Genomic DNA, 21,915 nt, shown 5'->3' on the forward strand with positions numbered 1-21,915 from the left:
CCTGCCAAGGTGTGGCCAACCCACCGATATGGGGGTTCCCCCCCTCCAATGGGGGTTCCCCCACAGGCACAGCAATGGGGTAACCCCCACAGGAGAGGCGAAGCACCGGGTCCTGCGCGATGGACCGGCGACGTGAGTGTGCTTAGCCCACCGGTGTGGGGGTTCGCCCATCGGTGTGGGGGTTCGCCCACCGGTGTGGGGCTTAGCCCATCGGTGTGGGGGTTCGCCCACCGGTGTGGGGCTTAGCCCATCGGTGTGGGGGTTCGCCCATCGGTGTGGGGCTTAGCCCACCGATGTGGGGTTCGCCCATCGGTGTGGGGCTTAGCCCACCGATGTGGGGTTCGCCCATCGGGTTCCAGGGGTTATTCGCGACCCCGGGCGGCTTTAAGGTCAGAGGATGGGGTTCGAGATCCGGGCGGCGGCGCCCGATGACGCGGTGGGGATCGCAGCCGTGTGGGCAGCGGCGATGCCGCACCTGGTGAAGACCGCGCGGGGTGTCGAGGCCGAGCTGCGAACCAACAGTTCGCGCATCGTGCTGATCGCCGTCGAAGACGAGAAGGTCGTTGGCTACGGCAACGTCTATCTGCCGCCTCCGGGGACTCCGGACGGCTCGCGGCTCCGGGTCACGGTGCAGGTGCCGCCCGCGGACCGTGGTCGTGGGATCGGCGGCGCACTCACCGAGGCGATCACTCGCGCTGCAACGGAAGCGGGCGGCGGCGGTCTGCTGATCGTCGTTTCTGATGACGACGAGTCGCGGCGGTTCGCGGCCAGTCACGGATTCACCCTGACCCGGCAGATGAGCCACGCCAGGGCCGAGCTGAACCAGTTGCCCGAGCCGGCCGCGGTACCGGACGATCTGCGGCTGGTCGACTTCGACGACGTCGATCCACACCGGCTCTGGGAAGCCTGGGGTGCCGTCGCCGGTGGCGATCCGAGCGGCCTGTCGAACACACCGGAGTACGACGAGTGGCTCGCGGCGGATTGGCACCATCCGGACCTCCGGCACGATCTGAGCATCGCCTTGCTGGCTGAGGACGGGTCGGTGGTGTCGTTCGTGAGCACCACGGCCGACGCGGAGCGCAAGGTGATCTGGTCGAACCTGACCGGCACCATCCCGGCGTACCGGGGCCGTGGGCTGGCCAAGGTGGTGAAGTCGGTCGCGCTGGCTCGCAGCAGGGACGCCGGGCTCGTCACCGCGTTCACCGGCAACGACAGCAACAACGTGCCGATGCTCGCGGTGAACCGCTGGCTCGGCTACCAAGTCACTGCCGGCGCCTGGACCGCCGTGCGAATTCTGACCCCACCCCACCACCCCGGTCAGGAAAAGGCCCTCTGACAATGACCAGATTCTTCATCGCCATCGGCGTCTTCGCCGCCCTGGCCATCGCGGTCGGCTTCCTGCTGTCCGGCAAGGCGGACTTCGCCTGGGGCGTCGCCCTCGGCCTGTTCGGCCTGGCCCTGATCGGCGAAGGCCTGCGGCTCTGGCTGAGGCACGACCGCGCCAAGAGCCGCCAATCGTCCGAAATCTGAGAGCTGGGCGCTACTGTCGCTGTTGTGAGCGGCAACGTTCCCGCCTCGACCCGCACCCTGCGGGTGCTGACGTTCCTGGCCACCCAGCCCGGTCCGGTACCGATGGAGCGCATCGCCTCCGCGGTCGGCCTGCCGCGCTCGTCCACCTATCACTTGCTCAAGGCAATGATCGGTGAGGGCTTCGTGGTGCACCTGCCGGAGGAGAAGCGGTACGGCCTCGGCGTCGCCGCGTTCGAGATCGGATCGGCCTATCTCCGCCACGATCCGCTCGAGCGACTGGCCCGGCCGTTGCTCGTCCAGCTCGTCGCGGACGTCGGCCAGACCGCGCACCTGGGTGTCCTGCACGGCCGCGAACTCGTCTACCTGCTGAAAGAACAGCCGCCCCGCCCGGTCACCCTCGTCACGGACGTCGGCGTCCGCCTCCCGGCCACGCTCACAGCCTCCGGCCGCGCCCTCCTCGCCGAATTGCCGGCCGCCCAGGTGCGCGCCTTGTTCCCGGCGCCGGAGAGCTTCGTACGGCGTACCGACCACGGGCCGCAAACGCTGAGCCAGCTACGCAGACTCCTTGCGGACGAACGCCGGCAGGGCTTCGCCATCGAGGAATCGCACATCACCCCAGGATTCGCCTCGGTCGCCAGCGTCGCCGTCGACCACGCCGGTCACCCGGTCGCCGCCATCAGCGTCACCTTCCGCACCGAGTCCGTCCCACCCGAAGCCCGGCCATCCCTGGCACGGCGTACAAAACAAGCAGCCGACGCCCTGACTCGCCGCCTGCACGGCTGAGAAGCAGCAAAAACGCGACGGCCCTCCCGGAGCCACCTGACTCTGGGAGGGCCGTCGGACCTGCTGCTCGCCGGGCGCGGCATCCACGTCGCGCGGGGCGGGCTACCAGGAGGACTTGGTGATGCCCGGGAGTTCGCCTCTGTGCGCCATGGTGCGGAAGCGGACCCGGGAGATGCCGGCCTTGCGGAGGAATCCGCGCGGGCGGCCGTCGGCCACATCGCGGTTGCGGATCCGGATCGGGCTCGCGTCGCGTGGCAGCTTCTGGAGTTTCAGCTGAGCCTCGTCGCGGGCGTCGGAGGAGCTGACGGGATCGGCGATGATCCGCTTCAGCTCCGCCCGCCGCTCGGCGTACAGGGCCACTGTCTTCATGCGTTGCTCGTTCTTGGCGATCTTGCTCGTCTTCGCCACGCTCTACCGCTCTTCGCGGAACTCGACGTGCTGACGGACCTTGGGGTCGTACTTGCGGATCGTCAGCCGATCCGGGTCGTTGCGCCGGTTCTTCCGGGTCACGTAGGTGAACCCGGTGCCCGCCGTACTGCGCAGCTTGATGATCGGGCGAACTCCGTCGCGCTTGGCCATCTGACCTTTCCTTCCAGGCGTGTCCCACGCCATCGAACCCTTGAGTACCGTGAACAGCGGCCGTCCGGTGGGCTATTCCCGGTAGCCTCCAGCAGTGTACGTTGTACTGGTTATCATTTTCAATAAGACGGGAGACGCGGTGATCCTGAGCAGCGACGACGAGACGGCCGCAGCGCTGGCCCGGGCAATCAATCCGCAGGCGCTGGTTCGGACGACCCCGGCCGACCTCCTCGGAGTACGGCTGCATGATCCCGACACGGCCGAGACCTGGGTCGAGCCCGGCGCCATCAGCGCGCCGCTGCAGGACGGCGGCCGGGTCCGGACGCTGGAGTGGCACCCCGAGCACGGCGACCGCGCGACGTACCTGTCCATCACCGGAATCGACCTGGACATCTGGGAATTGGAGCGCCGCCTGGATGGTTGTGTACTTCGTGCGGATGAATCGGCCGGCCAGCTGACTGATCCGTTCGCCCCTTATCTGGAAGGAAGTGCAGCAGCATGAAGAATGATGTTCACCCCGACTACCGCCGGGTCGTTTTCCGCGACAAGTCCGGTGACTTCAGCTTCCTCACCGGCTCGACTCGCACCAGCACCGAGACCATCGAGTGGCACGACGGGAACACCTACCCGGTCGTCGATGTCGAGATCTCGTCCGCGACTCACCCGTTCTACACGGGTCAGCAGCGCGTGATGGACACCCAGGGCCGCGTCGAGAAGTTCAACAAGCGGTACGGCAAGGCTTCTTGATCCGCAGCCGGCAAAGGCCCGCCGCTCTTCGGGAGCGGCGGGCCTTTCGCATTCCCGTACGCCGGTCCGACGGCGACCCCGCCGCGTTCTAGCTTCGGTGCCATCCCCTGGCCCCCTAACCTCCGCCCGCCTCGGCACCGCTTACGTCCGAAGAAGTGGAGGGACGTGTTGTCCCTTCTTCGGACGCAAGCGGAGACGCCACGGTTCAGTACTGCGGTGACCGAACAGGCCGTACATGGTCACATCGTTGCCGTTGACAACCAGACCGTTCGCCGGTGGCGGCCGGACGTCGTACCGGGGTCTGGTCGAGGTCGCGCCGGGCAGCCATCCGCTCGAGGAACCCGCTGAACAACCGCGCGGTGCGGGTGTCTCGGGTTTCAGACACCAGAGCGGGTGCGGGTACGGCGTGAGGGGGGTCACAGGTCGCACACTGTGCAGGTGGAGCCGATCGAGATTTCCGGGGTGGGGCTGACGCCGTTGGACGCGGTCTCGCTCGGGCAGCGCCGGACGCCGGTGCAGCTGGCCGAGACCGCCCGCAAGAAGATGGCCGAATCGGCCGTGGCGGTGGCCGAGATCGCCCTGCATCGGCCGGTCTACGGGCGGACCACCGGCGTCGGCGCCAACCGGGACGTGCTGACCAGCGACCCGGAACACGGCGCCCGGCTGCTCAAATCCCACTCGACCACCGGCACCACGTCGTACCCGAAGGACGTGGTCCGGCTCGGGCTGCTGATCCGGGTCAACCAGCTCGCCGCCGGTGGGTCCGGCTTGGCGCCGGAGGTGGCTGACGCGATCGTTGGCCTGCTCAACAACGACGCCCTCCCCGATCTGCACCGCGGTGGCGCGATCGGCACCGGCGACCTCGGCCCGCTCGCGGAACTCGGCCTCGCCCTCGGCGACGTCATCGACGGCACCAGCGCACTGCCGCTGCTGTCCAGCAACGCACTCACGCTGGCCGACACCTGCCTCGCGTACGTCGAAGCGGCCACCCTGATCAACGTCGTACCGCTGGTCGGGGCTCTGTCCCATGTCGCCCTGCGCGGCAACGCCGAGGTGTACGACGAACGGGTTCACGAGGCGCGACCGCAGCCCGGCCAGGTCCGCGTGGCCCGCCGGATGCGTGGCCTGCTGGACGACCTCCCGCTGCCACCGGCGCGAGTCCAGGACCCGTTCGGCCTGCGCGCGTTCGCTCAGGTGCTGGGGCCGGCCGTCGACCATGTCGATGCCCTCGGCAACGCTTTGATGATCGACATCAACGCCTCCGCCGAGAACCCGTTGGTGGCCGGTGACACTGTGCTGCACAACGGAAACTGGCACGCGATGCCGATCGCACTGGCCCTGGATTCGCTGCGGCTGAGCCTGCACAGCGTCGCGACGCTGTCCACGTCCCGTGTCGCGAACCTGGTCGATCCGGACTTCACCGGGCTCAGCCGCTTCCTGGCCAGCGGCGCCGAGGCGAGCTCTGGCGTGATGATGATCGAGTACGTCGCGCACGACGCGCTTGCCTCGGTCCGCTCGACCGCGCAACCGGCGACGCTCGGCACGGCGACCTTGTCTCGTGGCGCCGAACACCACGCCAGCTTTGCGCCGCAGGCCGCAGTACTGACTGCTCAGTTGCTTGACGCACTCCGTGACGTCCTCGCCTGCGAGCTCGTCACGGCTGTCCGCGCGGTCCGGCTGGCCGGCATCGAACCTGACCAACTCGCCCCGGCCTCCGTCGGTCCATGGCTCGCGGATGCGCTGGCCGCGCTCCCCGGCGACCTCACGGACCGATCCCTGCGCGACGACCTGGAGATCGGCCGGGGTCTGCTGACCCAGTGGGGCGATCGCCAGGTCGAGCACCCGGCCGAGTCGGGCTAGCGCGTTAGTCGGTCAGCCGACCAGGTTCAGGTCGAAGCTGCGGGCCATCGCGCTGAAGCCGGCCGCGTTCGGGTGCAGGTGGTCGCCGCTGTCGTACCCGGGCATGATCCGGAGCGGCTGCTTCGGGTCGCGGACCGCGGCCTCGAAGTCGACGACACCCTCGTACTCACCGGACGTCCGGATCCAGTGGTTCACGGCCTGGCGGGCGATCTCACCGCCGACCGTGTACTGCGGCGAGGCCCAGTACGGCGTGAGTGTCGCGCCGTACGCCTTCAACCCGGCGGCGTGCGCCCGCGCGATCAACTGCCGATGCGCCGCGATCACCTGCGTCGCCGAGATCGCGCCCCGGGTCAGCCGGATGTCGTTGATCCCTTCGAGCACGACGACACCCTGTACGCCGGTCCGCCGGACCACGTCTCGCTCGAACCGGCCGATCGCCGCCTCACCCGAGTTCCCGGCGTTCGCGAGCAGCCTGTTCCCCGCGATCCCCGCGTTCAGGGCGCCGACGCCGCGCAGGATGAGCAGGTCCGCGAGCTGGTCCGGGTAGCGCAGGTTCTTGTCCATCGGCGTCGCCGCGCCGTCGGTGATCGAGTCGCCGAACAACACCAGCGCGCCCCTCGCCGTCCCACGCACATCCACCTCGGAGACGACGAAGCGGGCCATCCCGGGAACCTTCCGGTACTGCGGTCCGCCGCCGGCCGTCTGCTCGCCGTACGCGCTGAAGGCCGTCGCATACCCGGCCGGGTGCTGGGTCAACGGCCCGGTCGCGGTCGGGAAGTAGGTGCTGACCACCAGGTCGCTGTCCTCCGCGACCGGCAACGCCAGCGGATCCGACATCACCTCGGCGCCGACCGGGATCGTGACCGCGCCCTTGCCCCGGAAGGTGATCGGAAGCACCTGCAGGATCTCGACGTTCGGCGTCGCGGCCGGCATCGTCTTGCGCGGTACGACGGTGGTCCGGCCGACGACCAACGGCCTGGTCCCGAACCGGTTGGACAGCCGCACCCGCACCGAACTGCCACCGACGGAAAGGTGCGTCACCTGCCGCAAGGTCGCGTTGGCGACGCCGGTCGCGGACAGACCGGTCTTGTCCGCCTCCGTGACCGCGGTCGCCCAACTGCCGACCCAGTCCCCCGCCTTGCGAACCTGAGCAGGCGGTTGCCCACCCTCTGGCGGGAGCGGCGCGGCCGGCTGCACAACGGCGACGACAGCAGCGATCGCAGAAATCAGCGACTGCACCCAGCTGTCACTCACCACGATCAGTCGGCCTCCTCACGACCGCCGATTCTGTCACGACCACACAGTCATCCTGCCCGCCTCGTCCCGCCCTATACCAAATCTGAACGCGGCGATCAGCTCGTCGGTAGCCGGTCGTAGGCCTTCAGGACGCGGAGGGCCCGGAGGGTTTCGACGCCGCGGTACTCGAGTTCGGCGGCCGGGCCCGGGGGCTCCCAGGTGATGGCCCAGCCACCGTCGGGCTGCTGGTCGGCGATCAGGCGGTCCAGGTGGCCGGCGATCTGGTCGTCGGTGAACAGTGGTCGCCAGGCGCTGTCCGGCGCCGGAGCGAAGTGCAGAGGCGTCACGCCGTACTCCGGGTCGTCGGCCCTGGCTCGGTAGAAGGAGACCTTGGCGAGGTGCTCCCGGACCGGTTCGAGGTCGACCTCACCCGGTCCGTGTTCGAGGTACTCCATCGACTCGTGCAGGGCGTGGGCGTCACCGGGGAAGCCGTTCGCGAGGATCTTCGCACACCAGGTCGCCGCCTGCTCCCGCCACGGGTGCTCGACGCCGAGCGCGTACAGCCGCCCCACCAACCCCGCTGTCGGGTTGAGGTCGGGCTGGTAGGTCCATTCCGCCATGTGCTCGGCGCGCGGATAGTTCTCGATCGCGGGAGTGCACAACGAGACGGCGCCTTCGGGGGTCGCGACCGACTGCAGCCAGTCGCAGGCACGGCGTACCACCTCGTCGTCGCGGGCACCGGCCGCAAGCAGGACGTCGAAGGCGGTCTCCACATCGAGACCTTGGCTGTCCGGACACCGCTTGTCCGGTTCCAGCGCGTGCCCGAAGCCACCGTCGGCGTTCTGGTAGCCGCGCAACGCGTCCACCACCCCGACCGGATCGGCACCTTCGAAGACGGTCGCGAACAACCGGCGTTCGACCAGCCGGCCGTCGGTACGGAGGAAGTCCCTGGCAGCAGTGAAGAGATCCATACCGCAACCTTCCCCCACCCGCCGCAGCGCTGTCTTGAAGGAATCGGACGACCCCAACGGGGTGGCATGATCGCGGGCATGATCGACGACCTGTATACCGATGTGCTCGACGAGGACCTGGTTCGCCCTGACGGCAGGACAGTGGCCTGGACCCGGACAGGATCCGGTACGCCGTTGCTGCGGCTACCCGGTACGCCGGGCTCACGGTGGAGCATCCGGGCCGATCGGTCGGCCTGGACCGAGCGTGGATTGCAGGTCATCACGACCGAGCGACCCGGCTTCGGGCGATCCAGCCGACTGCCCGGACGGAAGTTCCGGGACCACTCGGACGACCTGGCCGCGATCCTGGATCATCTCGGTCTGGACCGGGTCTATCTGATGGGCGGCAGTGGCGGCGGTCCGCACGTGCTCGCGTTCGCCGCACATCACCCGGATCGGGTCATTGCTGCCACGATCACGGTCGGCTCCCCGCCGATGGAGGACCACGAGTACGACGAGATGATCCCGCTCAACGCTGCCGCCTTCCGGGCCGCGCGGAACGGCGACGAGACCGCCCTCCGGGAGGTTCTCACCCCCTCGTACGAGGCGATGGCCACGGCGCCGCTGGCCGGGCTGGAAGCAGCGATGACGGCCGCGCCGGCGTCCGACCTCGAGGTGATGAGCGACCCGCAATGGCGGATCGGCCTGACCAAAGCGCTCCAGGCCGCCTTCGCGCAGGGCATCGACGGCTGGGTGGACGAGACGCTCGCGATCGGCGCCGAGTGGACCGATATCGACCTGACCGCGATCAGCACCGCCCTGACCTGGTGGCATGGGGTGGCCGACCGCAACTGTCCGTTCGAAGCCGCCCAGCGGCTGATCGACAAGTTGCCGACAGCAACATTGCGCGAACTCGGCGACGCCGGCCACTTCGAGCCCTACCGCCGCGAGCCGGAGATCCTCGACGAGCTGCTCGCCCGCGGAGCCTGATCTGCCGCTAGTGCCCCGAGTTCGAAGTTGTTTGACAGTGGGCGCCGGTCCACGTCAAAGAACTTCGGACTCGGGGCACTAGAGCCAGCCGCGCTTCTTGAAGACGGCGTACAGGCCCAGGCTGACGCAGAACATCAGGACCAGGGCGAACGGGTAGCCGACCTGCCAATGCAGCTCCGGCATGTGGGTGAAGTTCATCCCGTAGACCGTGCCGACCAGGGTCGGGGCGAACAGGATGGCGGCCCAGGAGGAGATCCGCTTGACCTCTTCGTTCTGCCGCAGGCTCAACTCGGACAGCCGCTGCGTCTCGTCGTTCTGGCGCTGCGCGACCAGCGTGCCGTTGACGCCGATCAGGTTGATCAGCAGCACCTTGAACCCTGCCGACTGGTCCACCACCCGTTCGACATGGTCGGCCACGTCGCGCAGATTGCGCTGCAGCTCCTCACCGATGCCGTACTTCTCGAACCCGGCCCGCAGCTCCGCCAGCATCGCCGGCAGCGGCTGGGTGGCGCGCATGAACTTCACCACCTCGCGCAGCAGCTCGTAGATCCGTCGCGACACCTCGGGATCGCCGTTGAAGACCTGGTCCTCGATCTCGTCGATGTCACCCTGCAGCCCGTCGACGACCGGCTGGTACTCGTCGACGACCTGGTCGAGGATCGCGTAGAGGACCGCCTCGGGCCCGAGCTTCAGCAGCTCCGGCGTCTCCTCCAGCCGTTTGCGAACCTCACCCAGGTCGGGCGATTCGGCCTGCCGGACCGTGACGACGAAGTCCTTGCCGGTGAAGACGTGCAGCTCGCCGAACTCCACCCGTTCGACGTCGTCCTGGTACCGCGCTGAGCGCAGTACGGTGAAGAGCACCTCGTCGTACCGCTCCAGCTTCGGTCGCTGGTGGGCGGAGATGGTGTCTTCGACCGCGAGCCGATGGAACCCGAACTCGTCCCCGACCGACTCGATCTCCACCGGATCCGGCCGGTAAAGCCCGATCCAGGCCATCCCACCGGTTCCCCGGAGTGCCTGATAGGTCTCGTCGAGGCCGTCCGGCTCGGCGGTCCGCCGGCCGTCCACATAGACGGCGTTGTCGACCACACTCACAACGGAACCTCCTTCACGGCATCTGTCTTCCCTTCGCCTTCTTCCTTCCCTTCGCTTTTCTTCCTTCCCTTCGCTTTTCTTCCTTCCCTTCGCTTTTCTTCCTTCCCTTCGCTTTACGGCTCGAAGCGGTAGCCCATTCCAGGCTCAGTCAGTAGATGCACCGGCCGGGCCGGGTCGGCCTCGAGTTTGCGGCGTAGCTGACCCATATAGAAGCGCAGGTTGCCGCTGGCCGACTCGTAACCCGGTCCCCAGACCTCGATCAGCAGTTGCCGCTGCGACAAGAGTTTGCCGGGGTGCCGGATCAGCACCTCCAGCAGGTGCCACTCGGTCGGGGTCAGCCGGATGTCCTCTCCACTGTCCAGTGTGACTCGTTTCGCCGACAGATCCACGCTGGCACCGCCGACCACGACCACCGGCTGGTCCTGGGCCAGGTTGCTCCGGCGCAGTACCGCGCGCATCCGGGCGAGCAGCTCGTCGATGCCGAACGGCTTGGTCACGTAGTCGTCCGCGCCGGCGTCGAGGGCCTCGACCTTGTCCGTGCTGTCGGTCCGCCCGGACAGCACCAGGATCGGCGCCTCGGTCCAGCCCCGCAGCCCCCGGATCACCTCGACGCCGTCGAAGTCCGGCAGCCCGAGGTCGAGAATCACCAGATCAGGCGGGTACTGCGCGGCGACCTTGAGCGCCGCCGTACCGCTGTCGGCCACGTGCACCTCGTACCGCCTGGCCTTCAGGTTGATCTGCAACGCGCGGACGATCTGCGGTTCGTCGTCGACCACCAGGATCCTGGTCATCCCTGCACCTCCGGGCCGGACGCGGACCGCTCCCGGCTGCCCGGGACCGGTGCATCACCTGACTGCAACGTTGCTACTGGCAACGATACGACCATGGTCAGGCCGCCTCCCGGGGTGTCGTCGGGTTGCAGCGACCCGTTCATCGCCTCGGTCAGCCCGCGCGCGAGCGCAAGCCCCAGCCCGACCCCGGTGGTGTTGTCGGTGTCCCCCAGCCGCTGGAAGGGCGCGAACACCCGGTCGCGATCCGCCCGCGGAATCCCCGGCCCGCGATCCACCACTCTGATCTCGACCTGATCGCCCAGCGAGCTGCCAGTGACCAGTGGCCCCCGGCCGGCCGGTGAGTGCCGGACCGCGTTGGCCAGCAGGTTCGCGATCACCCGCTCCAGCAGGGCCGGGTCCGCGTCGACCAGCGGGAGCGTGTGCGGCAGGTCGACCGTCACCTCGTCGGCGGCGTCGCCCAACTCGGCCAGGACTCCGGGCATGATCTCGTCCAGCGCCATCGGCCGGGTTAAGACCGGCAGTACTCCGGCCTGCAGGCGGCTGAGATCGAGCAGGTTGTCCACCAACCGGGTCAGCCGGTCCAGCGACTCGTCCGCCGTTTCGAGCAACTCGTCCCGCTCGGACGGACTCCAGTCCACGTCCGAGCTTCGAAGGCTGGTCACCGATGCCTTGGCCGACGCCAGCGGCGATCGCAGATCGTGGCCCACCGCCCGAAGCAGCGCAGTACGGAGTTTGTCCGCCGCTGCCAGGGGTTTCGCCTCGGCGGCGGCTTCGCTGAGCCGGGCCTTGTCCACCAGTGCGGCAGCGTGGGCCGCGAAGGCGCCGACCAAGCGACGCTCGTCGGCAGCCAGCGTCCGGCCCTGCAGAACCAGGACCAGGCCGTCCCGGCCGGGGATCTCGGCGTCGCCGTCCTCCGGGCGCCGGCAGGTCGGCGTACCGGCTGATGCGATGGGTCGCCAGGTCTCCGTCAGCTCATCGGTCTCCAGCCGTTCCATCAGGCAGGCGCCGGCCATGCCGAAGGCCTCCCGGACTCGCTCGAGCAATGCGGGCAGCGCGGTCTCGCCGCGCAGGACGCTGCCGGCCAGGGTCGCCAGCGTCTCCGACTCCGCCGCGGACCGGGCGGCCTGCCGGGTCCGCCGGGCAGCGCGGTCCACCACCGAACTGACCAGGCCGGCAACCAGGACGAAGCTGATCAGCGCCAGCACGTTGTTGACTTCGGCAATGTTGAAGGTCCGGGTCGGCGGGGTGAAGAAGTAGTTCAGCACCACACTGCCGGCCAACGCGGCCAGGATCGCCGGCCAGAGTCCACCCACCAAGGCGACTACGACGACCGCCAAGAGGAACGCGAGCACGTTGCTGGTCAGGTTGAGGGTGTCGCCACCCAGGTCGAGCAGGACGGCCAGCACCGGCGGCAGGAGCACGGCCAGCGCGAACCCATAGATCAGTCGCCGCCGGGACAGGCTGCCCTCGACCCGGGGCAGCCGGCCACGGCCGCGCTCGGAGTGCGTGACGATGTGCACGTCGATGTCGCCCGAGTTCCGGATCGAACTGGTCCCGATCCCCGGCCCGCTGAACAACGCCGCCAGCCTCGACCGGCGGCTGTCACCCAGCACCAGTTGGGTGGCGTTCTCGGCGCGCGCGAACGACAACAGCGCTTCGGTCACGTTCTCGCCGACGACCTGGTGATAGCTGCCGCCGAGACTCTCGACGAGCTGACGTTGCTGGGCCAGCTTGGCCGGGTTGGCGCCGGTCAGCCCGTCGGAGCGGGCGATGTGGAGGGCGAGCAGATCCCCGCCGGAGGAGCGGGCGGCGATGCGAGCGGCACGCCGGATCAGGGTCTCGCCTTCGGGTCCGCCGGTGAGCGCGACCACGACCCGTTCGCGCGCCTCCCAGGTGGAGTCGATGTCATGTTGGGAACGGTACTGCTGCAGGCCGGCGTCGACGCGGTCCGCCAGCCACAACAGGGCCAGTTCGCGCAGGGCGGACAGGTTGCCGACCCGGAAGTAGTTGCCCAGGGCAGCGTCGATCTTGTCCGCCTGGTAGACGTTCCCGTGCGCCATCCGGCGGCGCAACGCCTCCGGGGTCATGTCGACCAGCTCGATCTGGTCCGCGGCCCGGACCACCCGGTCCGGCACGGTCTCCTGCTGCGGTACGCCGGTGATCTTCTCGACCACGTCGTTGATCGACTCCAGGTGCTGGATGTTGACCGCCGAGATCACGTCGATCCCGGCCGTCAGCAGCTCGTCGATGTCCTCCCAGCGCTTGGCGTTCCGGCTGCCCGGAACGTTGCTGTGGGCAAGCTCGTCGACGAGCACCACCTCGGGCCGCCGGGCCAGCACCGCGTCCAGGTCGAGTTCGGTGAAGCTTGCGCCCCGGTGGTCCAGGATCTTGCGCGGGATCACTTCGAGGCCTTCGATCATGACAGCGGTGTGCTCGCGGCCGTGGGTCTCGACCAGGCCGACCACCACGTCCGTACCGCGTTCCCGCCGCCGGGACGCCTCGCCCAGCATCTTGTAGGTCTTGCCGACGCCGGGCGCGGCACCGAGGTAGACCCTCAGATGCCCGCGACCGCTGCTACTCATAGCTCCATCGTCTCAGCCCATACCTACTTCTGAGCGGCAAGCTCGGCGTTGAGCGTCACCACGTTCACCGTCGGCTCACCGAGGAAGCCCAAGGTGCGCCCTTTGGTGTTCTCCTTCACCAACTGCCGCACCTGGGCGACATCGAGCCCGCGCTCACGCGCGACCCGATTCACCTGCAAGGCGGCGTACGCGGGGCTGATCTGCGGGTCGAGCCCGCTGCCGCTGGCCGTGAGAGCGTCCGGCGGCAGCTGGGACGGGTCCACTCCCTCCAACTCGGCGACCGCCCGCCGCCGCTCCTGGATCGCCGCCAGCAGATCGGCGTTGTCAGGCCCGTACTGCGAGGCCGCGCTGCCCATCGCGTCGTAGTCGACGGCCGACGGGCGGGTCTGGAACCAGAGTGGATCGGCGACCATCACCGGCTTGCCGTCGGCATCGACCTCGGGCTTGCCGTCCTTGGTCGCCTGCTTGGTGTAGGCCTGACCGATCAGGTGGGAGGCGACGTCCTTGCCCTGGACCTGGATCAGCGAGCCGTTGGCATTGCCGTGGAACAGCACCTGCGCCACTCCGGTCATCGCCAGCGGGTAGATCACCCCCAGCAGGATCGTGAACGCCACCAGCGCCCGGGTCGCCACCCCGAACTGCCGAAGAGTCGCGGGGACTCTGCTCATTTCAGTTGCCCCTTCACTAAATATGGTCCGTCAGTAGACATGGTCAGCGGATACCCGGAATCAGCGAGACCAGCAGATCGATGAGTTTGATGCCGATGAACGGGCTGATCAGCCCGCCGGCGCCGTAGATCAGCAGGTTGCGCCGCAACATCGCGGACGCCGAGGACGGCTTGTACCGCACGCCTCGCAGTGCCAGCGGGACCAGCGCGACGATCACCAGCGCGTTGAAGACGATCGCGGACACGATCGCCGACTGCGGCGAGTGCAACTGCATGATGTTCAGCTTGTCCAGACCCGGGTACGCCGTCGCGAACAGCGCGGGCAGGATCGCGAAGTACTTGGCCACGTCGTTGGCGATCGAGAACGTGGTCAGCGAACCGCGGGTGATCAGCAACTGCTTGCCGATCTCGACGATCTCGATCAGCTTGGTCGGATTGGAGTCGAGGTCGACCATGTTGCCGGCCTCCTTGGCGGCCGACGTACCGCTGTTCATCGCGACGCCGACGTCGGCCTGCGCCAGCGCCGGAGCGTCGTTCGTACCGTCACCCGTCATCGCGACGAGCCGGCCGCCCTCCTGCTCCTTCTTGATCAGCGCCATCTTGTCCTCGGGCGTCGCCTCGGCCAGGAAGTCGTCGACCCCGGCCTCCTCGGCGATCGCCTTCGCGGTGAGCTGGTTGTCGCCGGTGATCATCACGGTCCGGATGCCCATCGCGCGCAGCTGGTCGAACCGCTCCCGCATCCCTTCCTTGACGACGTCCTTGAGGTGGATCACGCCCAGCGGGTGGGCCGCACCTTCCTTGCTGATGGCAACCACCAGCGGCGTACCGCCGGAGGAAGAGATGCCGTCGACGATCTCGCCGAGCTCCGCCACCACCGTGCCGCCCTGGTCGTGGATCCAGGCGCTGATCGCGCCGGCCGCGCCCTTGCGGATCTGCCGCCCGTCGACGTCGACACCACTCATCCGGGTCTGTGCCGTGAACTCGATGAACGTTGCGTGCGGCAACTCACCGGTGTGCCGCTCGCGCAGCCCGTACCGCGTCTTCGCCAGTACGACGATCGACCGGCCCTCCGGAGTTTCGTCCGCCAGGCTGGACAATTGCGCCACATCGGCCAGCTCGGTCTCGGAGGTGCCGGCCAGCGGGATGAACTCGGCGGCCTGCCGGTTGCCCAGGGTGATCGTGCCGGTCTTGTCCAGGAGCAAGGTGTTCACGTCGCCGGCGGCCTCGACCGCGCGGCCCGACATGGCCAGTACATTGCGCTGGACCAACCGATCCATGCCGGCGATACCGATGGCCGACAACAGCGCCCCGATCGTGGTCGGGATCAGGCAGACCAGCAGGGCCACCAGGGTGACGATGCTCAGGTCGATGTGCGCGTACGCCGCGAAGGTGGGCAGCGTCGCCGTCGCGATCAGGAACACAATGGTCAGGCCGGCCAGCAGGATGTTCAGCGCGATCTCGTTCGGCGTCTTCTGCCGGGAGGCGCCCTCGACCAGCGCGATCATCCGGTCGATGAAGCTCTCGCCCGGCCTGGTGGTGATCTTGACGACGATCCGGTCCGAGAGCACCTTCGTCCCACCGGTGACCGCGCTCCGATCACCGCCGGACTCCCGGATCACCGGCGCCGACTCCCCCGTGATGGCGGACTCGTCGACGCTGGCGACCCCCTCGACGACGTCACCATCGCCGGGGACGATCTGACCGGCCTCGACCACGACCAGGTCGCCCAACTGCAGCGACGCGGCCGGTACCTCCTGCTCGGTGAGACGGTCCGCGGACAGCTTGCGAGCGGTCGTATCTGTCTTCGCCCGTCGCAGGGTGGCCGCCTGGGCCTTGCCACGTCCTTCGGCGACGGCCTCGGCCAGATTGGCGAAGATCACCGTCAGCCAGAGCCAGACCACGATCCACCAGACGAACACAGTGGAGTCGGTGAAGGCGAGGATCGTCGAGGCGATCGCGCCCACCTCGACCACGAACATCACCGGGTTCTTCACCATCACCCGCGGGTCGAGCTTGCGCAGCGCGTCCGGCAGGGCGGTCATCAGGGTGGTCACAGTCCCTCCGCGAGGGGTCCGAGAGTGAGTGCGGGGAAGTAGGTCAGGCCCGTGACGATCAGCACGACGCCGATCAGCATCGTCACGAACAAGGCCTTGTGGGTGGGCAGCGTGCCCTGGGTCACCGGTACCGGCGCCTGTTGGGCGAACGAGCCGGCCAGCGCGAGCACGATGACGATCGGCACGAACCGGCCGAGCAGCATCACCAGCCCGAGAGCCGTGTTGTAGAAGGGGATGTTGGCGCTGATCCCACCGAACGCACTGCCGTTGTTGTTACCGGCTGAAGTGAAGGCGTACAGCACTTCGGAGAAGCCGTGCGGGCTGTCGGTGTTGAAGATCGACGCCCGTGCGGTTGCCAGTCCCATCGCCAGCGAAGCGCCGACCAGTACGACGGTGGGCGTAGCCAGGATGTAGAGCGAGACCAGCTTCATCTCGCGCGCGGTGATCTTCTTCTTCAGGTATTCCGGGGTCCGGCCGACCATCAGCCCGGCCACGAAGACCGTGAGTACGGCGAGCACGAGCATCCCGTACAGACCCGTACCGACCCCACCCGGTGTGACTTCGCCGAGCATCATGTGGAACACCGTGGTGCCACCACCGAGTGGCGTGAACGAGTCGTGCGCCGAGTTCACCGCGCCTGTCGACGTACCGGTGGTCGAGCTGGCGAAGAGTGCGGATGCCCACTCGCCGAACCGCGTCTCCTTGCCCTCCATCGCCGCCCCGGCCGCTTGCGTCGCGGTACCGGCTCCTTGGGTCTCGAAGAAGGTCGCGGCGAAGGTGAAGGCCGCCCACAGCGTGCCCATCACGCCGAGGATCGCGTAGCCCTGCCGCTTGTCCTTCACCATCAGGCCGAAGGTGCGGGTCAGGCAGACCGGGATCAGCAGCAGGAGGAAGATCTCGAACAGGTTCGACAGGCCGTTGGGGTTCTCGAACGGGTGCGCGGAGTTGGCGTTGTAGAAGCCACCACCGTTCGTACCGAGTTCTTTGATGACCTCCTGGCCGGCGACCGGACCGCCGGGGATCGTCTGGGTCTGGCCGATCACCGAGGTGACCTCATGGCCGCCGGAGAAGTTCTGGACGACGCCCATCGCGACCAGGATCAGTGTGCCCAGGACCGCCAGCGGGAGCAGGATCCGGAGCACCGTCCGGACCAGGTCGACCCAGAAGTTGCCCAGCCGGTCGGTCTTCGACCTGGCGAAGCCCCGGATCACCACGACCGCGACGGTGATGCCGACCGCGGCCGAGAGGAAGTTCTGCACCGCGAGGCCGGCGAACTGGACCAGGTGGCCCATCGTCACCTCGGGCGAGTACGACTGCCAGTTGGTGTTCGATACGAAGGAGGCGGCCGTGTTGAAGGCGAGGCCCGACCCGACGTTCGGCAGTCCCAGCGACAACGGCAGGTGCGACTGCAGGCGCTGGATCAGGTAGAGCAGGATGACGCTGACGGCGGAGAAGGCGATCGCGGACCGGGCATAGACGGCCCAGGTCTGGTCGGCCTTCGAGTCCACCCCGAGCAGCTTGTAGGTGCCATGCTCGACCCGCGAGTCCTTCCCGGTGGTGTAGACGTGGGCCAGGTAGCCGCCCAATGGCCGGTAGACGGCGGCCAGGAGCGCGACCAGTAGGCCGACCTGGAGCAGGCCGGCGACGGTGTCGGACATCAGAACCTCTCGGGGCAGACCAGGGCGGCGACCAGATACAGAACCAGGGCCACGGCGACCACGAGGCCGGCGATGTTCTCGGTACTCATGCCTCCACTGCACACCGCTGACTGCCTCGTCAGCGGTCTTCTCGCAGCTCTCTCACACAGGAGCGCGCAGCCCTCACAGTCCTCTCATGCGGACAGCTCCTGGACCCGGCTTCGGTATCTCCGCCTGAGTGCGCATACTTACGCCTGGCAATGAGACGCCCTCGGATAGTTAAGGAATGACGCAGTGACTGAAGTGGATGAGCCGCAGTTCTCCGGGGACCAGTTCTTCTCGGAAGAGAGCCGGAAGGCTCTGGCCGAGGCAAGCCAGTTGCTCGCCGACCGCCTCCAGGCCCACACCCAGGCCCTGCTGGCGATGACCGGCGGCGCGGACGAGCAGGACGCCCTGTACGAGCAGAACATCGCGCTGGAGGAGCTCGTCGAGGGGTGGAACGACGCGGTCTTCGAGCACACCGGTACCGCGCCGCTGCTGCTTGAGGAGGAGACCGAGGAGGCCGACGAAGAAGAGGAGCCGCTGGAGCAGGACCACCTGATCACCGTGGTGTCGCGGTACGACCTGCGCGTGGTCGACCTGGACGCACTGCTCGACGCCGGCCCGGGCCGCGCAGGAACGGCACCCTGCCGAGCTGGACGACTCAGGCGAGCCGGATCCGGTCGATTCCGCCGAGCAGGCGATCTACGAGATCAGCCGCGAGGTGGGCGAGGCCTGGTTCGAGCTGCCCGGGGTCGACCTGGTCGCCGGCGCCCGCGCGTACGTCGTACCGGAGTACCCGTTCGAGCCGCTGGAAGCTGACGCGGACGACGTGATCACCGAGATCGCTGCCCCGAACGGCATCGTCACCCACGCGGAGACCTGGGCCTAGATCTTGAGCTCACCGTCCAGCACGGTGACCGCGCGGCCGGTGAGGTAGACCCGGTCACCGGCCGGCACAGCACGAACGAAGCCGCCTCGGGCGGACGCCTGGTAACCGACCAGGTCGTCCCGCCCGAGGCGCTTCGCCCAGTACGGCGCCAGCGCGGTGTGCGCGCTCCCGGTCACGGGATCCTCAGGCAGCCCGTCGCCCGGCGAGAAGAACCGCGAAACAAAGTCGTACTCCGCTCCGTCAGCCGCGACCGCGGTCGGCACGATCCCGCGCAGGTCCTCCCGCTCGGTGATCTTCGTGAGCGCATCGAAGTCCGGCTCCAGACCCCGAACCGACTCATCGTCGGCTAGGACGACAAGCAGGTCCCTGAGCCTCCCCGTCCCATAGACAGCCTCCGGTACGCCGCCCAGCGCTGCGGCCAGACCGTCCGGCGCCGGCCTCTCCGTCGGTTCCGCGATCGGGAAGTCGAGCGTGATCCAGCCATCCGTGCCTACTTTTGCGACCAGGATCCCGCTCCGGCTGGTGAACCGGACCTCGCCGGCTGCCTCGACCAACCCATCGGCGACCATCGAATGAACAGTCGCGAGCGTCGCATGGCCGCAGAGGTTCTCCTCGACGACCGGCGTGAACCAGCGCAGATCCCAGTCGGCGTCCGGCTGCTCGGACGGCCGGGCGAACGCGGTCTCCGAGTGCCGCATCTCCGCGGTCACCGCCCGCATCCACCCCTCGTCCGGCCAGTCCCCGGCTGCCAGTAGACAGACGCCGGCCGGGTTCCCGGTGAAAGGCTTGTCGGTAAACGCGTCCACCACTCTGATTCGCATACCCCCGACGCTAGCTACCCACCGGCGCCCAGATCCATACCCACTTCGCCCCCACTGGCCTCGCTGGCACCCGCTGCGCTCAGGCCATCGCGATGGCGTCTATCTCGAGTAGCCATTCTTCGGCGTAGATGTCGCAGATGATGATCGTGAGTGCGGGCGCGTGGTCACCGAGGATCTCGGCCCGGATCTCCGAGTTCTCCGCGCGATACTGCCGGTCGGACAAGTAGGTCGTCACCTTGACCAGGTTCGGCGTGCTCAGGCCGGACTCGGCGAGCACCGCGAGGACGTTCCGCCAGACCATCCGGCACTGTGCACCGAAGTCGTCCGGGATCTTGCCGTTCTCGTCACCCCATGGAACCTGCCCGCTGACGAACACCGTCCGGCTCGCCCCGTCGATCTGGACACCGTGCGTGTAGTTCCCGCTCGGCGGCGGCAGGACCGCCGGATCGATCGGCCGGATCGCCAGTTCGGGCCCGGCCGACGACGTTGCTTCTGACATCACACATACCCCCAGCGTTAGGCACCCATGAGACAGCCTTCCACACCCACTTCGGCCCAGGTCGGCTTTTTCGGGGCGGTGGGGTTGAACCGGTGCCGGGTTTCGTCCGTGTAGGCGGTGATCCATTCTCAACCGACAGGAAAGTGTCATGTCGCTTCGTACGAAGGGCCGATCACTAACCGTTGCCACCGCCTTGCTCGGCGGACTGGCCCTGGTCGCGCCCAGCACCGCCAGCGCACACCAGTCCTCCGGTCAGCATCACGGCCTGGCCGTCCAGCAGGTCAACCTGGTGTCGGACGTGCCGGGCCAGGCCCCCCTGCTCGACCCCGACCTGGTCAACCCCTGGGGTCTGTCTCTGGGCGCCACCTCGCCGCTGTGGTCGTCGAACGAAGGAACCTCGTCGTCGACGCTGTACTCCTCAGCCCCCGGTGCGACCACCGCCACCAAGGTGCCGACGGTCCGGGTGACCGTGCCCCAACCGACCGGGCAGGTCAACAACGCCAGCGCAACCAGCTTCCTGCTCAGCAACGGGACGGTCAGCGCACCGGCGCGCTTCATCTTCGCCACGCTGACCGGCCAGATCGCCGCCTGGGGACCGCCGATCACCCCGCTGATCGGCGCCGCCGAGATCAAGGCGACCGTGCCGGGCGCGGCCTACACGGGCCTCGCGATCGCCACCGCGTCGAAGGGAGACCAGCTGTACGCCGCGAACTTCGCGCAGGGCAAGATCGACGTCTTCGACAACGCCTTCCAGCTGGTGAAGCAGCCGTGGTGGGCGTTCCGCGACTTCCGCCTGCCGAGTAGCTACCACCCGTTCAATGTGCAGACCCTGAACGGCCGGATCTTCGTCGCGTACGCAAAATTCGACCCGCAGACAGGTGACGAGGTCGCCGGCAGGGGCCAAGGCTTCGTCGACGAGTACACCGTGGACGGCCACTTCGTCGACCGGATCGCTTCCCGCGGCTCGCTGAACGCGCCCTGGGGTCTCGCGATCGCCCCCGCCGCGTGGGGCAAGGACGCCGGCTCGCTGCTGATCGGAAACTTCGGTGACGGCCGGATCAACGTCGTCAAGGCCAAGTCGCACGGCCGCTTCGACCACAAGATCGACAGCCAGGTCAAGGACACCCACGGCCACACCCTGGTGATCCCCGGCCTCTGGGCCCTGCTCCCCGGTACGGCGACCACCGGCGGCACCGACTCGGTCTGGTTCTCGGCCGGCATCGCCGACGAAACCCACGGCCTCCTCGGCGTACTGCGTCACCCGTAACCCAAGCCCAACAATCGGTGGTGTGACTGAGCAGCCGAGGGGTCTACTCAGCCACGCCACCGAGCTGCTTCTCGAACCAGTGGTGGGCGGATGGCTCGTCGTTGAAGGCGGGCACCTCTTGGTAGCCGGACGCGCGATACAGGGCGATCGCCTCCGTGAGATTGCGATTGGTTTCGAGACGCAGTACTTCGGTGCCGCGGGCTGAGGCCTCCTCCTCCAGCTCGGCCAGCAACCGGCGACCGAGACCGAGCCCGCGAATCTCCGCCGACACCCACATCCGCTTCACCTCGGCCGGCTCGCCAGGATGAAACTTCAGCCCCGCACACCCGACCGGCTCACCATGCAAGGTCGCCACCAACAGCAGCCCAGCCGGCAACGTCAACTCGTCGACGCCGGCCGAGATCGTAAGCGCGTGGTCGAAACCCCCGTCGAACCTCGTAGCCAGCTCCTCGAAGTACGACTCTCTGCAGAACCGGGCCTCCGGACACCGCGGATCGACGACATCGACCTGCACGGTCGACGCCGTCAGCAACCTTTCGACCTCGCCCATCGCGGCGATCAACCGCTCCCGCTGCCGCTCACTGAGCGGCTCGAGAATCGACTCGGCCAACTCGTCAGACCGCTGATCAAGCACCGCCCGCTCAGCCCGCCCCCGACCAGTCAACCGAGCCGTCCGCACCCGCCCATCCTCACCACTCTGCTCGACCTCGACGAGACCGTCGTTCTCAAGAACCCGCAGCAGCCGGCTCAGATACCCGGAATCAAGATCAAGCCGCGCCCGCAACGACCGCAGATCACACCCGTCCGCCCCGATCTCCCACAACACCCGCGCCTGCCCCAACGGCCGATCCCGCGACATATATGCGTCATTCAACGCCCCGATCCGCTGCGTCACG

The 21,915-nt window shown here is 68.1% G+C and carries 24 protein-coding genes; 9 read left to right on the forward strand and 15 right to left on the reverse strand.

Translation table 11 applies throughout. The annotated features are described in order from the left end of the window. The first annotated feature begins 397 nt into the window (after positions 1-397). Genes F1D05_RS18790 through F1D05_RS18800 form a run of 3 tightly spaced genes read left to right on the forward strand, consistent with a single transcriptional unit; the run spans position 398 to position 2,313 of the window. Positions 398-1,336, forward strand: coding sequence for a GNAT family N-acetyltransferase (locus F1D05_RS18790; RefSeq protein ID WP_246486806.1), 939 nt, complete (start codon positions 398-400; stop codon positions 1,334-1,336). Between the two features lie 2 nt (positions 1,337-1,338). Beyond that, complete coding sequence (locus tag F1D05_RS18795) at positions 1,339-1,530, forward strand: hypothetical protein (protein WP_185448860.1); 192 nt, start codon at positions 1,339-1,341, stop codon at positions 1,528-1,530. A 24-nt stretch (positions 1,531-1,554) separates the two neighbouring features. Continuing rightward, complete coding sequence (locus tag F1D05_RS18800; RefSeq protein WP_185448861.1) at positions 1,555-2,313, forward strand: IclR family transcriptional regulator; 759 nt, start codon at positions 1,555-1,557, stop codon at positions 2,311-2,313. A gap of 102 nt (positions 2,314-2,415) precedes the next feature. Here F1D05_RS18800 and rpsN read toward each other — a convergent pair whose 3' ends face one another. Together rpsN and rpmG are read right to left on the reverse strand one after the other, a co-directional pair. Further along, positions 2,416-2,721, reverse strand: a complete 306-nt coding sequence (gene rpsN / locus F1D05_RS18805) for a 30S ribosomal protein S14 (RefSeq protein WP_185448862.1) — start codon at positions 2,719-2,721, stop codon at positions 2,416-2,418. Between the two features lie 3 nt (positions 2,722-2,724). Next, positions 2,725-2,892, reverse strand: coding sequence for a 50S ribosomal protein L33 (rpmG, locus tag F1D05_RS18810; RefSeq protein ID WP_185448863.1), 168 nt, complete (start codon positions 2,890-2,892; stop codon positions 2,725-2,727). Between the two features lie 139 nt (positions 2,893-3,031). Here rpmG and F1D05_RS18815 point away from each other — a divergent pair, with 139 nt between their 5' ends. From F1D05_RS18815 to F1D05_RS18825, 3 genes are all read left to right on the forward strand, one after another. Next, positions 3,032-3,394, forward strand: coding sequence for a hypothetical protein (locus F1D05_RS18815; RefSeq protein ID WP_185448864.1), 363 nt, complete (start codon positions 3,032-3,034; stop codon positions 3,392-3,394). Further along, positions 3,391-3,639 carry a type B 50S ribosomal protein L31 gene (locus F1D05_RS18820; protein ID WP_185448865.1) on the forward strand — a complete coding sequence of 83 codons (249 nt, stop codon included), beginning with the start codon at positions 3,391-3,393 and terminating at the stop codon, positions 3,637-3,639. The genes F1D05_RS18815 and F1D05_RS18820 overlap by 4 nt, the downstream gene beginning before the upstream one ends. A 438-nt stretch (positions 3,640-4,077) precedes the next feature. Then, positions 4,078-5,499, forward strand: coding sequence for an aromatic amino acid ammonia-lyase (locus tag F1D05_RS18825; protein WP_246486807.1), 1,422 nt, complete (start codon positions 4,078-4,080; stop codon positions 5,497-5,499). Between the two features lie 12 nt (positions 5,500-5,511). On the opposite strand, the gene F1D05_RS18830 is transcribed toward F1D05_RS18825, so the two are convergent. Together F1D05_RS18830 and F1D05_RS18835 are read right to left on the reverse strand one after the other, a co-directional pair. Beyond that, positions 5,512-6,753, reverse strand: a complete 1,242-nt coding sequence (locus tag F1D05_RS18830; RefSeq protein ID WP_246486808.1) for an SGNH/GDSL hydrolase family protein — start codon at positions 6,751-6,753, stop codon at positions 5,512-5,514. Positions 6,754-6,851: 98 nt separating this feature from the next. Then, the gene (locus tag F1D05_RS18835) at positions 6,852-7,706 is read right to left on the reverse strand and encodes a hypothetical protein (protein ID WP_185448866.1); all 855 of its coding nucleotides are present in this window, start codon (positions 7,704-7,706) and stop codon (positions 6,852-6,854) included. 78 nt (positions 7,707-7,784) lie between these two features. On the opposite strand from F1D05_RS18835, the gene F1D05_RS18840 reads away from it, so the two are divergent. Further along, complete coding sequence (locus F1D05_RS18840; RefSeq protein ID WP_185448867.1) at positions 7,785-8,675, forward strand: alpha/beta fold hydrolase; 891 nt, start codon at positions 7,785-7,787, stop codon at positions 8,673-8,675. Between the two features lie 78 nt (positions 8,676-8,753). On the opposite strand, the gene F1D05_RS18845 is transcribed toward F1D05_RS18840, so the two are convergent. From F1D05_RS18845 to F1D05_RS40420, 8 genes are all read right to left on the reverse strand, one after another. Then, on the reverse strand, positions 8,754-9,770 hold the full coding sequence (locus F1D05_RS18845; RefSeq protein WP_185448868.1) for a magnesium and cobalt transport protein CorA: 1,017 nt from the start codon (positions 9,768-9,770) through the stop codon (positions 8,754-8,756). 113 nt (positions 9,771-9,883) lie between these two features. After that, positions 9,884-10,561: a response regulator gene (locus F1D05_RS18850; RefSeq protein WP_185448869.1), complete on the reverse strand. Its 678-nt coding sequence runs from the start codon at positions 10,559-10,561 to the stop codon at positions 9,884-9,886. Further along, the gene (locus F1D05_RS18855; protein WP_185448870.1) at positions 10,558-13,143 is read right to left on the reverse strand and encodes a sensor histidine kinase; all 2,586 of its coding nucleotides are present in this window, start codon (positions 13,141-13,143) and stop codon (positions 10,558-10,560) included. Before F1D05_RS18855 ends, F1D05_RS18850 begins: the two co-directional genes overlap by 4 nt. Positions 13,144-13,166: 23 nt before the next feature. After that, the gene (gene kdpC / locus F1D05_RS18860; protein WP_185448871.1) at positions 13,167-13,811 is read right to left on the reverse strand and encodes a K(+)-transporting ATPase subunit C; all 645 of its coding nucleotides are present in this window, start codon (positions 13,809-13,811) and stop codon (positions 13,167-13,169) included. 43 nt (positions 13,812-13,854) lie between these two features. Beyond that, the gene (kdpB, locus tag F1D05_RS18865; protein WP_206686370.1) at positions 13,855-15,852 is read right to left on the reverse strand and encodes a potassium-transporting ATPase subunit KdpB; all 1,998 of its coding nucleotides are present in this window, start codon (positions 15,850-15,852) and stop codon (positions 13,855-13,857) included. 8 nt (positions 15,853-15,860) lie between these two features. Then, positions 15,861-17,522, reverse strand: coding sequence for a potassium-transporting ATPase subunit KdpA (gene kdpA / locus F1D05_RS18870; RefSeq protein ID WP_185448872.1), 1,662 nt, complete (start codon positions 17,520-17,522; stop codon positions 15,861-15,863). After that, positions 17,522-17,611 (reverse strand): K(+)-transporting ATPase subunit F, encoded by a 90-nt coding sequence (kdpF, locus tag F1D05_RS18875; protein WP_185448873.1) that lies wholly within the window; start codon positions 17,609-17,611, stop codon positions 17,522-17,524. Before kdpF ends, kdpA begins: the two co-directional genes overlap by 1 nt. Positions 17,612-17,780: 169 nt before the next feature. Beyond that, on the reverse strand, positions 17,781-18,098 hold the full coding sequence (locus F1D05_RS40420) for a hypothetical protein (protein ID WP_246486809.1): 318 nt from the start codon (positions 18,096-18,098) through the stop codon (positions 17,781-17,783). A 166-nt stretch (positions 18,099-18,264) separates the two neighbouring features. Between F1D05_RS40420 and F1D05_RS40425 the strand changes: the two genes are divergently transcribed. Next, a complete protein-coding gene (locus tag F1D05_RS40425; protein ID WP_246486810.1) occupies positions 18,265-18,432 on the forward strand; it encodes a hypothetical protein in 168 nt (55 codons plus the stop codon). Here F1D05_RS40425 and F1D05_RS18885 read toward each other — a convergent pair. Together F1D05_RS18885 and F1D05_RS18890 are read right to left on the reverse strand one after the other, a co-directional pair. Then, the gene (locus tag F1D05_RS18885) at positions 18,429-19,253 is read right to left on the reverse strand and encodes a PhzF family phenazine biosynthesis protein (RefSeq protein ID WP_185448874.1); all 825 of its coding nucleotides are present in this window, start codon (positions 19,251-19,253) and stop codon (positions 18,429-18,431) included. The genes F1D05_RS40425 and F1D05_RS18885 overlap by 4 nt on opposite strands. A gap of 79 nt (positions 19,254-19,332) precedes the next feature. Then, on the reverse strand, positions 19,333-19,752 hold the full coding sequence (locus F1D05_RS18890; RefSeq protein WP_185448875.1) for a RidA family protein: 420 nt from the start codon (positions 19,750-19,752) through the stop codon (positions 19,333-19,335). Between the two features lie 148 nt (positions 19,753-19,900). Here F1D05_RS18890 and F1D05_RS18895 point away from each other — a divergent pair, with 148 nt between their 5' ends. After that, positions 19,901-21,019 carry a TIGR03118 family protein gene (locus tag F1D05_RS18895; RefSeq protein WP_185448876.1) on the forward strand — a complete coding sequence of 373 codons (1,119 nt, stop codon included), beginning with the start codon at positions 19,901-19,903 and terminating at the stop codon, positions 21,017-21,019. Positions 21,020-21,062: 43 nt separating this feature from the next. On the opposite strand, the gene F1D05_RS18900 is transcribed toward F1D05_RS18895, so the two are convergent. Next, positions 21,063-21,914: a bifunctional helix-turn-helix transcriptional regulator/GNAT family N-acetyltransferase gene (locus F1D05_RS18900; protein WP_206686270.1), complete on the reverse strand. Its 852-nt coding sequence runs from the start codon at positions 21,912-21,914 to the stop codon at positions 21,063-21,065. Position 21,915 lies beyond the last annotated feature (1 nt).

Origin of the sequence: Kribbella qitaiheensis (assembly GCF_014217565.1) — a bacterium.
Taxonomy (GTDB): Bacteria; Actinomycetota; Actinomycetes; order Propionibacteriales; family Kribbellaceae; genus Kribbella; species Kribbella qitaiheensis_A.

Bases quoted from the DNA above. Each gene is read 5' to 3' on its own strand.
- F1D05_RS18835 (WP_185448866.1), bottom strand. From the start codon at position 7,706: ATGGATCTCTTCACTGCTGCCAGGGACTTCCTCCGTACCGACGGCCGG.
- F1D05_RS18890 (WP_185448875.1), bottom strand. From the start codon at position 19,752: ATGTCAGAAGCAACGTCGTCGGCCGGGCCCGAACTGGCGATCCGGCCG.
- F1D05_RS18855 (WP_185448870.1), bottom strand. From the start codon at position 13,143: ATGAGTAGCAGCGGTCGCGGGCATCTGAGGGTCTACCTCGGTGCCGCG.
- F1D05_RS18850 (WP_185448869.1), bottom strand. From the start codon at position 10,561: ATGACCAGGATCCTGGTGGTCGACGACGAACCGCAGATCGTCCGCGCG.
- F1D05_RS18790 (WP_246486806.1), top strand. From the start codon at position 398: ATGGGGTTCGAGATCCGGGCGGCGGCGCCCGATGACGCGGTGGGGATC.
- kdpA (WP_185448872.1), bottom strand. From the start codon at position 17,522: ATGTCCGACACCGTCGCCGGCCTGCTCCAGGTCGGCCTACTGGTCGCG.
- F1D05_RS18885 (WP_185448874.1), bottom strand. From the start codon at position 19,253: ATGCGAATCAGAGTGGTGGACGCGTTTACCGACAAGCCTTTCACCGGG.
- F1D05_RS18840 (WP_185448867.1), top strand. From the start codon at position 7,785: ATGATCGACGACCTGTATACCGATGTGCTCGACGAGGACCTGGTTCGC.
- F1D05_RS18795 (WP_185448860.1), top strand. From the start codon at position 1,339: ATGACCAGATTCTTCATCGCCATCGGCGTCTTCGCCGCCCTGGCCATC.
- F1D05_RS18820 (WP_185448865.1), top strand. From the start codon at position 3,391: ATGAAGAATGATGTTCACCCCGACTACCGCCGGGTCGTTTTCCGCGAC.
- rpmG (WP_185448863.1), bottom strand. From the start codon at position 2,892: ATGGCCAAGCGCGACGGAGTTCGCCCGATCATCAAGCTGCGCAGTACG.
- kdpB (WP_206686370.1), bottom strand. From the start codon at position 15,852: ATGACCGCCCTGCCGGACGCGCTGCGCAAGCTCGACCCGCGGGTGATG.
- kdpF (WP_185448873.1), bottom strand. From the start codon at position 17,611: ATGAGTACCGAGAACATCGCCGGCCTCGTGGTCGCCGTGGCCCTGGTT.
- kdpC (WP_185448871.1), bottom strand. From the start codon at position 13,811: ATGAGCAGAGTCCCCGCGACTCTTCGGCAGTTCGGGGTGGCGACCCGG.
- F1D05_RS18895 (WP_185448876.1), top strand. From the start codon at position 19,901: ATGTCGCTTCGTACGAAGGGCCGATCACTAACCGTTGCCACCGCCTTG.